9 protein-coding genes are annotated in these 13,940 nt (G+C 45.2%); 3 read left to right on the forward strand and 6 right to left on the reverse strand.

The genetic code is table 11. The annotated features are described in order from the left end of the window. Nucleotides 1–53 precede the first annotated feature (53 nt). Together AAA942_RS18990 and AAA942_RS18995 are read right to left on the reverse strand one after the other, a co-directional pair. On the reverse strand, nt 54–2,009 hold the full coding sequence (locus tag AAA942_RS18990) for a PspC domain-containing protein (RefSeq protein WP_338221882.1): 1,956 nt from the start codon (nt 2,007–2,009) through the stop codon (nt 54–56). 30 nt (nt 2,010–2,039) lie between these two features. After that, nucleotides 2,040–2,369, reverse strand: a complete 330-nt coding sequence (locus AAA942_RS18995; protein WP_338221883.1) for a PadR family transcriptional regulator — start codon at nt 2,367–2,369, stop codon at nt 2,040–2,042. 357 nt (nt 2,370–2,726) lie between these two features. Here AAA942_RS18995 and AAA942_RS19000 point away from each other — a divergent pair, with 357 nt between their 5' ends. After that, a complete protein-coding gene (locus tag AAA942_RS19000) occupies nt 2,727–3,851 on the forward strand; it encodes a putative type IX sorting system protein PorV2 (RefSeq protein ID WP_445083357.1) in 1,125 nt (374 codons plus the stop codon). Further along, nucleotides 3,848–8,872 carry a putative type IX secretion system sortase PorU2 gene (porU2, locus tag AAA942_RS19005; protein WP_338221884.1) on the forward strand — a complete coding sequence of 1,675 codons (5,025 nt, stop codon included), beginning with the start codon at nt 3,848–3,850 and terminating at the stop codon, nt 8,870–8,872. Before AAA942_RS19000 ends, porU2 begins: the two co-directional genes overlap by 4 nt. On the opposite strand, the gene AAA942_RS19010 is transcribed toward porU2, so the two are convergent. Beyond that, nucleotides 8,869–9,564: a TVP38/TMEM64 family protein gene (locus tag AAA942_RS19010; protein WP_338221885.1), complete on the reverse strand. Its 696-nt coding sequence runs from the start codon at nt 9,562–9,564 to the stop codon at nt 8,869–8,871. The genes porU2 and AAA942_RS19010 overlap by 4 nt on opposite strands. 109 nt (nt 9,565–9,673) lie before the next feature. On the opposite strand from AAA942_RS19010, the gene AAA942_RS19015 reads away from it, so the two are divergent. After that, the gene (locus AAA942_RS19015; RefSeq protein WP_338221969.1) at nt 9,674–10,840 is read left to right on the forward strand and encodes a cystathionine gamma-synthase; all 1,167 of its coding nucleotides are present in this window, start codon (nt 9,674–9,676) and stop codon (nt 10,838–10,840) included. On the opposite strand, the gene AAA942_RS19020 is transcribed toward AAA942_RS19015, so the two are convergent. The 3 genes from AAA942_RS19020 to AAA942_RS19030 are packed head-to-tail and all read right to left on the reverse strand — an operon-like array spanning nt 10,841 to nt 13,923. Then, nucleotides 10,841–11,674 (reverse strand): hypothetical protein, encoded by an 834-nt coding sequence (locus AAA942_RS19020; protein ID WP_338221886.1) that lies wholly within the window; start codon nt 11,672–11,674, stop codon nt 10,841–10,843. It abuts the gene before it with no gap. Nucleotides 11,675–11,677: 3 nt separating this feature from the next. Next, nucleotides 11,678–12,628, reverse strand: coding sequence for a Smr/MutS family protein (locus AAA942_RS19025; RefSeq protein WP_338221887.1), 951 nt, complete (start codon nt 12,626–12,628; stop codon nt 11,678–11,680). Further along, entirely contained in the window at nt 12,625–13,923 is a 1,299-nt protein-coding gene (locus AAA942_RS19030; RefSeq protein ID WP_338221888.1) for a cryptochrome/photolyase family protein, read from the reverse strand. Before AAA942_RS19030 ends, AAA942_RS19025 begins: the two co-directional genes overlap by 4 nt. Between the last annotated feature and the right edge of the window lie 17 nt (nt 13,924–13,940).

Here is a 13,940-nt window from a genome sequence, read left to right on the forward strand (position 1 = left end):
TACAAAAAAAGGCACTGAAATGTGCCTTTTTTTGTCAAAGATTAAGGTTGGGTTTAGTCCTTCATGAAATAGGAGTCTTTGAATTTTGCTCTACTTACACTGTCCAAGGTAGCTCGGGTCAGAGAATCAGTTTTGGCTTTTTCTTCTTTCCAATCATCCCAGTCTGATTCGTTGTCTCCTTTATTTGGACAAGTCAGACAGATCAGACCGGCTTCATTGAAGACCCATACCGCCTCAGGTCGTACATCCGAGGATCGGAATCCATTAACATAGAGCGTGCTCCTTAGAATTTCCAAAATGGATCTTTCCATGATAAAGGGGCGATCGTAAGGGATTTTCAGGGTCAGATTCAATCGCTGATCGCGGAAGGTTTCCAGCTGACTCAAGTCGTATCCTTCATCAAAGGTGACCACAGAGTCTTGGACTGAATAGTTGTAGACCAGTTTTTTGGCATTTTCCAAAGCTTCTGCCTTAGTTTTTCCCCGTGAAGAATTTTCCTGTACCAGTACGACAGAGGAGTCAGCAGTTCCCACCAGTTTCAGGTTAGCTTTATTGAAGATATCCTCATCATCCACATCTATTGCTTTGAGAATCAGGGTCCCTTCGCTCAAAGGAAGTTGAGAAGTGATCTCATGTGTATTTTCCTCCTTGAATTGGACCACGATCTTAGGAATCTGGAATGCGGCTATCCCAATACAAAGGAGCCACAATCCCAAAGCCACCAAGCCAAATCGGCCACCGATCAGGTTCTTTTGCGCAAGCACACTTAAGCCGAGGAGAAGGATGATTATCCCAGGAATAAAAACCAATCCCAAGGTAGCTACCACCAGCCAAACTGGTACCAATCCGGTGAAGAGTTCTACGGGGAAGTTTTCCAGCCAAACTCGGTAATCTGCATCACTTACCCCAAAGTAGGCGAATAAAGCGATCAATGGAGCGATCGTCAAGGCAAGCCCGAGGAAGAAAATGATCAGACCGAATACGACCCGAATGACGTGGGCAAGAAATCTCCCCAAGGGACCCAAAGCTGAACCTACAGCATCAATGACCTTTCCGAGTACCCGGAATGGTGCCATCAGGATTTTTCTTGCGGTGGACTCAGGTTGAGGTGGGACTGGGTTGATGGTTTCTTTCAGAGTAGAATCGATGCTATCCAGGGTGATTTCTCCTCCTTTCATTTTGATTCGCTCGGTGATGGAGCTTGCTACCGGTGTAATGATCCATAGAATGAGATAAATCAAAATACCCGAACCGCCAGCAAAGGCGAGGAGCACAAAGGCCAATCTCATGTAGAGTACATCTACACCGAAATATGCAGCCAGACCACTAGATACCCCTCCCAATACCTTGTCGTCAGGGTTTCTGTACAGCTTTTTGATGTTTTTGTCTTCTACCAATTCATAGGAAACGGGCAGAATTATCCAAAGCACGATGTAGGCTACTATGGCGAAAAAGCCCAAACCTAGATTGAATCGGAAATTGTCAAAAGGAAGGATGTCAAATAGCCCAAAATTGAAATTGACATTTCCGCTGAAAAGCAAAAGAATGGCAATCAGCCGAATCCAAAGCGGATCGACGGTGAAATAGTTGGCGATTCCGGCACAAACCCCACCCAGGATTTTTTTGGTTTCCAGCCTTTTGAGCTTTTTGTACCCTCCTCCTGTGGTACCGGGAGGGGTCACATATTTGTAAAAATCCTCCTGAGCGGTTTTTTCTTCGCCTTGGTCTTCGGCCATTTCTTCTTCAATGGAAGAGAAATCAGCGATGGTCCCCATTTTTTCAATGAGTTTGTCCACATTTTCGGCGGTGATGACCTGTTTGTTGTTTTTTAGGTTGGAAAGGAAAATTTCCGCGATTCGGTTTTCGATATCCGAAATGATCTCCTTGCTGTCTTTATAGCCTGAGAAGTGGCTGTTGATGGCGTCCAGATATTTTCTGAGGGTATCGTACCCATCTTCTTCGATGTGGAAGAGGATGCCGCTGATGTTGATGCTTATCGTCTTTTTCATGGGATTCAAGTTGTGGTGATTAGTCGCTGATCAATTTTTTGAGGTGATTTCCAGAGTGGAATTGACCAGGGATTTCCAGGTTTCGGAGAGTGTCTCCAGAAATTTTCTTCCTTCCTCTGTGATGGAATAGTACTTTCTGGGCGGTCCTGATTCTGATTCCACCCAACGGTAGTTGACCACTTCGGCAGTTTTGAGTCGGTTGAGCAGGGGATAGAGTGTGCCTTCCACCACGATCATCTGAGCCTGAGTCAGCTCTTCGATCAAGTCTGTGGTATAGACCTCCCCCCGGGAGATGATATGCAGGACGCAATACTCGAGGAGTCCTTTGCGCATCTGAATCTGTGTATTGGCGACATTCATGGGTGAGTGGTTAGTTGGTGTTTTTTTCTAAAGACTTTTTTCATTTCCTCATTCTTGTTGAAAAATGATACCAATCTTTTCCAAGCTACCTTGTATTGCCTAATTCCTTGCGGTCACGATTGATTTTTGGTTTTTAATTGATGCCAAAAAGTTGGAATAGATTCTCTGAAGGCTGTTTTTGGGTATTGGGAGAAAATTTTTCAAAAAAATAGCTGTTTTGGGGTATGTGAAATCTTTCTTGCCTTGTTGTTCAGGATTGCTACATTTAAGTGTGCGTTAATGGACATTCCTTTGTTTTTAGTACAAATGAATAAAGGAGTTTGCTTGGTGGATAAGAATTTGAGTTATTTTGGGATTGTGAACACAACACGGACTTGGCTTTTCCTTTTTTCGCTTGTATTTATCCAAAGCGTTCTCTGTAGGGATGTCTTTGGGCAAAGCCTTACTCCCAAGTATTCTAATGAATTTTTAAGTATCGGTGTAGGAGCCCGAGCCTTGGGAATGGGAGGAGCCCAAGTGGGAGCTGTCCGGGACGTGACCGCCTCATACTGGAATCCTGCGGCACTTACTGGGCTTAGGCATCAATATGAGATCTCTTTGATGCATGCCGAATATTTTGCGGGGATTGCCCAGTACGATTACTTGGGATTTAGCACTCCTCTTGGTGATCAAAACCAGCTGGGAGTATCGCTTATTCGCTTTGGTGTCGACGATATTCCAGATACCCGATTTCTCTACGATGCCAATGGAGCTTTGAATTATGACAATATCCAGTTTTTCAATGCGGCTGATTATGCCTTGCTTTTGAGCTTTGCCCGTGATTTTTCAGATAAGTGGAAAGTAGGAGCTAATGCCAAGGTCATTCATCGAAATGTTGGCAAATTCGCTCAGGCTTGGGGTTTTGGTTTGGATTTGGGAGCGCTTTATATCCAGAAAAGGCTCACTTTGGGCTTGATGATTCGGGATATCACCACCACTTACAATGCCTGGACCCATGACGCAGACCAAGTAAGAGATATTTATTCCCAAACCAATAATGAAATCCCGGTCAATACTGTAGAGATTACCCTTCCCAAGGCTATCGCCAGTATTGCCTACGATTGGAAATTGGGAGAGTCTTTTCAGCTTTTGACCGCACTTGATCTGGAAACAACCTTTGACGGAGCCAGAAATACCCTGATTTCAAGTGATGCCCTGAGTATTGATCCAAGGTTTGGACTGGAGTTGGGCTTTAAGAAGACAGCATTTCTTCGAGGAGGGATGAGTAATTTCCAATACATCAAGGATTTTCAAGGGAACGAATCCCTCAATTTTCTTCCAAGTGTAGGAGTAGGCGTGCTGATCAGCGAAATGTTCCAGATCGATTATGCTCTCTCTGATCTTGGAGATGTTTCGGAAAGCCCTTATTCTCATATCTTCAGTTTGCGGGTGAGTTTGGAGAAGTTAAAGCCTGAGTCTAAAAAATTTAAAGCTTGGGAATGAAAAACTTATTGAGATATCATTTCATTTTGACTTTGTTTTTTGGATTTAATCATACTTCCAAGGCACAAGAGACTCCTTGGTACTCCTATTCCCAGGCCTATTATAAAATCTCTGTAGCCGAGGATGGGATCTACAGGATAAATCCTGAGGTCTTATCTGCAGCAGGAATCAATCTGAACTCCACGGATCCCAGAAACATCCGAATGTATCATCGGGGAAAAGAAGTGGGGATTTATATCCAAGGCGAAGAAGACGGGAATTTGGGAAGCGGGGACTTCATTGAATTTGTAGGGAGAAGAAATGATGCAGAGTTGGATAGGAAGTTGTACACCAAGTTTGAGTCAATTCCCAACCCTTATTACAATACCTACACGGATTCAACGGCATTTTTTCTTACGATTACCCCTGGCACTCCAGGAAAGAGAATGTCATTGAGAGCTGCTCCAACCCAAAATGGCCCTCAAGCCTCTTCATTTCAAACAGAAAGGCTCCAAGTGTTTTCCGACAATTACTCTTTAGGAATAGGGTATCAGTTTGGATTCCGGCTTTCCAGCTTTGATTTGGGACAAGGATGGATGAGCGGCATTATCACTAAGGGAAGTACTCGGGAGTTGGTGTTTTCGGATTTAGGTCCTTTGCCAGGAGTTATTAATGCTCAGTTGGAAATTGGTCTAGTCGGTAGATCAGAAAATAATCATATTACCGTCATCACAGCTGGTCCGACTTCTTCTTCTCAACGAAATCTGACCTCTACCAACTTTCAGGGATTCAATTATCCCCAACTTACTCTGGGACTCAATCGCTCAGATTTCAACTCAAATGGAAGTATTGTCATTCGGGTCACTTCCTCAGGGACCGAAGGAGCAGACAATATCTCCATTGCTTACGCCAAGATCACCTATACCAGAGCGGTTTCGCAAGTGAATTTCCCCTCAGAAGTCCTTTATTTTCCGGAGGGAAATGCCCAGCTGACAATCAATTCTCTTCAGGAACCCTATGTAGCCATAGAGGCTTCTGATATTTTTTCTCCCGAGAAAATCCTCTCAGTATCCTCACCCACCTCCCAAAGACTCCAAGCAGGAGTACCGACTAAGACCAGTAAGATTCTTTTACAACAGACTTCAAAGGTCTTCCAGGTAGAGAAAGTCAAACCGGTTAGGTTTAGAAATTATTTGGGACAAAAGGCAGATTACATACTCGTGGGGCATCGAGAGCTGGAAAAACCCAGTGCACAATACACCAACCCGCTAAAGTCATATGCTTCCCACAGAGCATCTTCTCAAGGAGGGGGATTTGACACATTGACCGTGAGGATGGAAGATTTATATGATCAGTTTGCCTATGGAGAACAGTCAGCAGTGGCGCTTTACGAGTTTTTAAGGGCCTACTACCCAGTTCATCGGCCCACACACATGCTTTTGGCTGGGCGAGCTTTGGCTATCTATTCTCAAGCCAGGCTCAACGGGCAGAATGTTTTTTACAGAAAAGCTCCTCAGGCATTTCCTTTTCAGGACTTGGTGCCAGTAGGAGGTTTCCCTTTTTCTGATAATGTCTATGCATTGAACTTGGATCCACAAAATCCACTCACTCCGGCCTTGGCCATAGGGAGAATTCCCGCCAAAAACTCCCAACAGCTGGAAGATTACCTGAATAAAGCCATTGAAAAAGATCTTTTGGGTGCGACAGAACCTTGGCAAAAAGAGTTGGTCCATCTCAGTGGAGGCCTTTCAGAGTTTGAATTGGAGAGGTATTTCAATTTTCTCAATGGATTTAAGTCAATTGCTGAGGGACCATTCTTAGGAGGGGAGGTCAAAACCTACCGCAAGCGCTCCAACTCGGTGGTGGAAGTTATTGATATCACTGGAGACTTGAATTCGGGAAAAAGTATGCTGACCTTTTTCGGTCACGGAGCCCCAACGGTGATTGATATCGAAATCGGCTTTGTTTCCGATCCTACCTTAGGCTATGCAAACAAAGGGAAATATCCTTTAATGCTCTTCAATGGTTGCGATTACGGATCTGCCTTCGGTACTGTGTACACCCAAGGCGAGGATTGGGTAATCACTCCTGAGAAAGGAGCCTCTCACGTCATGGCCAACTCTTCCATTGGGGTGGATGTGTTTTTAAGGAGGTATTCTGACGAGTTTTACACCTATGCTTTTGCTGACAGTTCTAAAATCTGGCGAACTGTCGGTGAGGTCAAGCAGGCTGCCGAGACAAGGTATGTTCAGCGCTATGGCACTACCCCCTTGAGTTATTCTCATATGGAGCAAATGGTCATTCTTGGTGATCCTGGGTCGAGACTTTTTCCAGCAGACAAACCTGATTATTCATTGGATACAGAGGAAGTGGAGGTAGGAACCTTTGACGACAGTCCTCTCTCGGCGATATCAGACAGTCTCAAATTAAGCTTTGTTCTCAGAAACATAGGGATTACCAATTCGGATTCGATTCGGTATAAAGTCACGAGAAAGCTCCCCGATGGGACCATTTTTGAATTTGATCCGGTCAGGATTTCTTCAGTGACCCGAATTGATACGCTGGTTTTTTCCATCCCCAATTTCGACTTGGAAGCGGCTGGAGAAAATGAGTTTTCCATCTCAGTGAATACCGATCAGGAGGTGGATGAAATGACCTTTTTAAACAACTCCATATCCTTCACTTCATTTATTCCACTGAGTGGTACACTTCATCTTTTCCCTACTGACTTCGGAATAGTATCCGAAAATGAAATCGCTCTGATAGCACAGGCCCCCGGTAAACTAACCCAAAACCGGACACTTATTCTCCAAATGGATATCACGTCACGGTTCGATTCTCCTTTCAGGCAGGAATTGAGAGTGACGACTTCAGGCTTGGCAGAATGGCCTGTTCACTTGAGTGCCGGCACCGATTCCACCACCTACTTCTGGAGATCGAGGTATCAGGAACCTACCCCAGGAGAGACAGACGAATGGACGACGACCAGCTTCTCCTTTATTCCAAACGCTCCAAATGGCTGGACCCAAAGGAATGAAGATCAGTTGAGAATCAATCAACTGGATAATCTGGCCTTGCCGGAAGTCACAAGAACTTGGGAATATATCAAGCAGACAGCAGAGATTGAGGTATTTACAGTCGGAGCCGGAGTAGATTCGCTCAGCTTCAGAAATACCCAATTTTATCTAAATCAAATCCCTCAAATCATCGACAATGCCAACAATGCCAACAGCCGACTTTGTCCTAACGGCTCCTTGGGCCTAGTGTCGTTTGATAACAAATCCTTGCTTCCTTATCTGGCTATTCCTATTCCCGGCTTTGATATTCTCGATGCGAGGGCTTGTGGGAGAGTTCCTCAGATGATTCAGAGCATTCGGAATGCCTGGATTACTGACCCGGCAAATACTATCCTGCAGGACTATGTAAGAGCGGTCAAGGATCAGGATTATGTAGTCATCTTCTCGGTAGGCAATGTGAATTTTGGAGACTGGCCAGATCGGGCATACCAGAGTCTCCGTCAGTTTGGCGCAAGCGAGGCTACGCTGAGAGCTTTGAAAAATGGGGATCCCTATATCCTTTATGGAAAAAAAGGCATGCGACCAGGTGAGGCGATTGAGATTGTAGGCAATGCGGCCTTTGAAGTCCCTGCCAATCAGCAAACCCTAAGCTTCGAGACCGGACTGGAAGGATATATCACCCAAGGCGTGATATTCACCCCTAGAATCGGACCTTCGTCCAATTGGGAGCGGTTTTTCCAAAATGTCAATGCAAGAACTTGGATCAATGAGGAAAACACCTTTTTCGATGTATTGGGAGTCAAAGAGGACGGCACTGAGGAAGTGATCCTTGGTTCCATTCGTGATCCGCAAGTTGACCTTTCTTTTATCAATCCTCAAGTTTACCCATACCTGCGGCTCAAGTATCTGATGGACGATCCCAACTCTACCGCTCCTGCCCAGCTGGATCGCTGGCAGGTTAATTTTGATGGGGTGCCTGAAGGGGTTTTGGTTCAGAAAAATCCAAGTGAACCGATTTCCCTCCGGGAAGGTCAGCTGACTCAGGTAGACTTCATTTTCAAGAATGCTTCCGTATATGATTTTCTGGACTCGATCCGCGTGGATTGGACCTTGACCAATACCACCACCAAGCGTGTGGAAAATTTCTCCAAAAAATTCCCGGCTCTCAAAGCCGGAGAATCTCTGGAGTTTGCAGTAGAATTCAACAGTTTGGGTCGAGCAGGTGAAACATCCCTTGAGGTATTTGCCAACCCAAGAATCCTTCAGGAGCAGACTTACCGAAACAATCTGATCGATTTGGGCAAAACTTTTATCGTCGAAGCCGACAATTCCACCTCTCTTCTGGATGTTAATTTTGACGGAATCTACATCATGGATGGAGATTTGGTTTCCCCTAATGTGCTGATTACCGCTTTGCTGAAAAATGACCAAACCCTGATCTATAAAACCGACACTTTGGGAATGGAAATCTTCCTCAAGCAAAACTGTGAGGGTTGCCAGTTTCAACGCATCAACTTCTCCAATCCCAATCTGACTTGGTCTTCGGCCTCAGAGAATGAAGATTTCAGAGTTTCACTACTGCCAGGACCTTTGGAAGATGGAATTTATACCCTTCGTGTGACCAATGAGGATTCTGCTCAGCCTTATGAGATTACTTTTGAGGTAGTCAATGAATCCACGATCACCAACTTTTATCCCTATCCGAACCCCTTCAGTACTTCCGTAAGGTTTGTCTTCACGGTGACTGGGGCGGAGGTACCCGATGAGATCAAAATCCAGATTATGACCGTCACAGGAAGGGTGGTTAGGGAAATCCTGCAAGACGAATTAGGCCCGATACGCATTGGTAATAATATTACCGAGTATGCCTGGGATGGAAGGGATGAGTTTGGAGATCAGCTGGCCAACGGAGTGTATATCTATCGGGTTTTGGTAAGGAAAAACGGCCAGTTCGTCGAGCATAGACCCACTGCAGGAGACCGTGGATTCACCAAGGGCTATGGAAAAATGTACCTGCTCCGCTAGGATTTAGCCTTGGTCCAGGTACGATAAATTCCCCACATGCTTATGATCAGCAAAGCCAATACGATAACGATTTGCAGGGGATGATTCATGGACTCTCGAGCACCCAAAAAGGAGTTGGCGATCAAGCCTGTGGCAAATGCAATGAAAGTCCGGGGAAGCATGCCCGGTATCCCAAATAAAATCACCTTTCTCAAGGGTATTTTCAGTGAAGCAAATACAAAATTGGAAAGCGCGAAAGGGATTACAGGACTCAAGCGGATGAAAAAGATAAGACTGGAAGGATGGGTAAGTCTGTTTTCGATTTCTCTTTCCAATTTTGGCTGTTGGGAATAAAGAATTTCCATAAAATCCTCATTCAAGAGCTTTCCTAATCCATAGCCGATCATGTTGGCTAAAATATATCCTCCTACCAAAGCAGGAAATCCAATCCATCCCCAAAAGAATCCCACAGCAATGGCAGTCAATGTGGTAGGAAGTAAAGCTAGACCAAGGACTAGGGAAATTCCTGCAAATACCAGGAGTTGAATCCCTGGGGAGTTGAGCTCGATTTGTTCCAGGAGAAAATACCGGGAAAGGAGAATAAACGAGCCTACAGCCGGTACTATGCTCACCCAAACCCACCCGATCACAGAGAGTGGATGGGTCTTGAAGTACCTTCCCAAAACTTTGAAAATGCTCGCCTTTTTTGTCATCTTTGATGCCTTATGCAGGGCTATTGGTTGTATTTACCTGCAAGTTTAGCATGTAAAGTCGGTTTTTCGCCGGAAATCACTCTCGATCAAATATCCTTCACTTAAGAATATAAACTCAAAAATATCCACAATGAAATTTGGTACCAAAGCCATACATGCCGGAGTAAGTCCGGACCCTTCCACAGGGGCAATCATGACCCCGATCTACCAGACCTCTACCTATGTGCAGAAGTCTCCGGGAGATCATTTAGGCTATGAGTACAGCCGTACCCACAACCCTACCCGAACTGCTCTTCAAGACAGCTTGGCTGCTTTGGAAAACGGGAAACACGGGATTTGCTTTTCCTCAGGCTTGGGAGCTATTGATTCTGTCATTAAGCTTTTCAGTCCCGGTGATGAGATTATCTCCACCAATGATCTATATGGTGGTACCTATAGGCTATTTACCAAGGTATTTGAAAAGTACGGGATCAAATTCCATTTCGTATCGATGGCTGATCCTGGGCAGCTTTCGGCCTATGTCAACGAAAAAACCAAAATGATTTGGGTGGAAACGCCCACCAATCCCATGATGAATATCATTGACCTGGAGGCCATGGCAGCTTTTTCCAAAAAGCATGGTTTACTCTTGGCGGTCGATAATACTTTCGCTTCTCCTTTTATTCAAAATCCACTGGATTTGGGTGCAGATATCGTGATGCACTCAGTGACCAAATACCTGGGAGGACACTCCGATGTGGTGATGGGCGCCTTGGTGGTCAAGGACGATGAATTGGCTTCCCGATTGGTTTTTCTGCAAAATGCCTGTGGAGCCACTCCGGGACCTCAGGATTGCTTTTTAGTACTCAGAGGGATCAAAACGCTTCACTTGCGGATGGAAAGACATTCCCAAAACGGAAAGACCATCGCTGCTTTTCTAAAAAATCACCCCAAAGTAGAGAAGGTCTATTGGCCGGGTTTTGAGGATCACCCCAACCACGAGGTGGCGAAAAAGCAAATGCGCTCCTTTGGAGGGATGATCTCCTTTACCTTGGCTGGAAACCGACTCGAAGACGCCAAAACAGTCATGGAAAACCTGCACCTTTTCTCTCTGGCAGAATCCCTCGGTGGGGTAGAATCTCTGTGTGGCCACCCTGCAAGTATGACTCATGCTTCTATTCCTAAAGCAGAACGCGAAAAAGTGGGTTTGGTGGATTCATTGATCCGTCTGAGTGTGGGGGTAGAGGATGCCGAGGATTTGATGAGCGATTTGGCTCAGGCTTTGGCCAAAATCTAATCAGACGGCCAGCTTCTCCATCAGTCGGATAGCCTGTTTTTCTATTTGGGAAGACAGGCTTTTCTTTTCCGCTTTTAGTTCCTTGGCCCATTCCAGGTATTTTTTGGAAGGGTTTTCCTTTTCTGCCAAAAAATGGGACAAAGCCTGCAGAGTCAGGTGATTGGCGTACCAAGGCTTCAGACTTTCTTTCAATGCCTGGATTTCTCCATGAATCTGGGATACAAAAATGGGGTTGAATCCCAAGTGAATCAGCAGGTTTTCCAGCATGATGATTTTCCGCAGGCTTTCAAAAAGCTCCGGAAAAGTCTGTGTCTTCAGCGGGACTTCAATATCCTCCTGCAAGTATCCCAGTTCCTCATTGGCAAGTTGATTTATAGCAGTGGAGATCATCAGAGGCTTAATTCCCTTGCTGCTTTGATGGGTTTTGACCAGAAAATCGTCCCAGATTTTCAAGGTGCTTCCAATAGCCAAATCGAAGGCTTCTTTTTGGACATTCCTCTTTTCCGAAAGGATATAGGATGAAAAACTTTCCATCCGCTGATGATGCAGTGCTTCTCTGCTTTGGATATTTCTCTCGACCAGCTTGAGATGATGAATTTTCCTAAGAGCTTTTTTTAGCCGCTTAAAAGGAGAAAAAAGACTGACTCCCAAGTCCTCGTTTTCAAAGTGGATTTTCGCCATCAAGTCCGAGTAAAGCTCCAAAAACTCCAGTTTGGAGAGGAGTTCTACCGCTTTTTTGGTCTTGATTTGCTTTCCCAAGGCAAGGAATAGGGCCTTTGCCTCAGCATGCTGCTGCTCAAAGTATTGGAATACCGGCGATGTTTTGACGGACATGTTTTAGGAAATTCTCACCAGAGTGGCGCCATAGCCCCATTGGTCTTTCTGGGTGTCCTGAAAGTACTTAATATTTCCTAATTGGCTCAGTCGCTTGTGAATTTCTTTTCTTAGGACCCCATTCCCCAAACCATGAATGAAAGTAATTTCATCCATTCCGGAAGCGATGGCCTGATTGAGTTTTTCTTCAAAAACTTCCAGCTGAATCCGCATCTTCTCCGAATTACTCAACTTTTCGGGCTGGGAGTGAAGCACTTCGATGTGGAGATCTATGGAGCGTGATGGTTTTTGAACTGGAGCAGGGGCTGGACTGGGATTGATTTGACTGAGCTCTGAGTTCAAGCTGCGGATGTCCAATTCTTTGGTAGTCTGCTCGAGAGGGAAGAGATAGACATTTTTGTCTAGAAGGGGAGCTTTGCTCAGGTGCTTAAAAAACTGGGTGGGTTTCATTTTGAGCTGTCGCTCAAAGGCCGGGATGGCTTTTTCCAGTTGGTTTTGGATCGGGATAAAACGCAGCAGAAAGGCAGGCCATTCATCCATTTCCTTCAGAAGGCGCTCGTCAATTTTTTTGGCTTCGCCCGAATTGAGCGTACCTGCATATAGGGTCCGGTGATTTTCTCCGTAGACTTCCGAAGCATGGGAGAGGTAGATCTGCTTGCTGTCGTTGATCAGGTAGAGACTGAGATTTTGATCATTTAGGGGCAAAAATGCCAAGTAAAGCCCTTGATCCTTAGGGGCCGAGATCGGAGCCGGAGAAAAGGAGTCCTGGTCTGGATTTGATTGCTCCCCGAAGTAATTCTTTTCTGTAGCTGCTATCAGAACGACCTCGGATTTGAGTGCCGGGATGATAAATCCGTCTTCTATTTCTACTTCTATTTTTCCGCTGGAAGAAATCCTGCGGATTACGCCTTCTTCTTTTCCGTGAAGCAACCGGACTCGGTCTCCAATATTCATTGATCTAGGGCTTTTTTATAGGTATCTAAGGCTCTTTGTCTGGCAAATTTATGATCTACAATCGGTTTGGGATACTTTGAAGTGCCCAATTCAGGAATCCATTTTTTGATGTATTTGAGGTCTTTGTCAAATTTTTCTGTTTGAGACTCGGGATTGAATACCCTAAAGTATGGTTGAGCGTCAGTACCCGTTCCAGCGGCCCACTGCCAGCCGCCGTTGTTTGAGGCAAGCTCAAAATCAAGCAATTTTTTGGCAAAGTAAGCTTCCCCCCACCTCCAGTCAATCAGGAGATGTTTGGTCAAAAAGGAAGCTACAATCATCCGAACCCGGTTGTGCATGTAGCCGGTGGTATTGAGTTCACGCATCCCGGCATCCACTATCGGGTAACCTGTCTTTCCCTCGCACCAAGCCTGAAATTCCTCCTCATTGTTTCTCCAGGGAATCTGATCATAGGCAGGCTTGAAAGCATGATCCACCACTTGAGGATTGTATCCCAAAATCATCATGTAAAATTCCCTCCAAATCAATTCATTGAGGTAGGTATCATTGAGGCTATAGGCTGTTTTGGCGAGTTTTCGGATAGAGATAGTCCCAAAGCGAAGATGAATTCCCAATCGGGAGGTGCCGTTTTTGGCGGGAAAGTTTCGGGTTTGGTCGTAATGACTGATCAGGTCTTTGTCTGCAACTCGAGGGGGGATTTCGATTTCCGATTTCTCAAAGCCCATATCCCTGAGGGAGATTTCCTGTAGTGGATCGGTCTTTTTCAGGTTTTTCCATGTCGGTTCTCCCAATGGCTCCACTTGGCTTTCCTTGAATTTTTCCAGCCATGTCTTGCTAAATGGGGTAAAGACTTTATAGAATTCTCCGGAGCCATTTAGGATTTCCTCGGGCTCAAATATGACCTGATCCTTGAAGGCCAAGAACGAGACTGATTTTTCCTTTAATAGCTTTTCGATTTTTTGATCCCGCTGTTTGGCGTAGGGTTCATAGTCCCTGTTGGTGTAGACGGATTGGATTTGATATTCCTCCAAAAGTTGAGGGAAAACTTCTTCCGGCCTACCGTATCGGATGATCATTGAGCTCCCCTTTTTCTCAAGTTGTGCTTTAATATCAAGGATTTCCCGATGGATAAACTCCACCCTTGCGTCCTTTTTGTCCTCCAGCAGATCCAGGATATTCCGATCAAAAATAAAAAGAGGAAGGACGTTTTCTTCTTGCTGCAAAGCATAGAAAAGACCGGTATTATCCTCGAGTCTCAGGTCTCGGCGAAACCAAAAAAGGGTAGTTTTTTTCATGATTCTTTTTTCAGAAG

Origin of the sequence: Algoriphagus sp. oki45 (assembly GCF_036245605.1) — a bacterium.
In the GTDB taxonomy this organism is placed as follows: Bacteria; Bacteroidota; Bacteroidia; order Cytophagales; family Cyclobacteriaceae; genus Algoriphagus.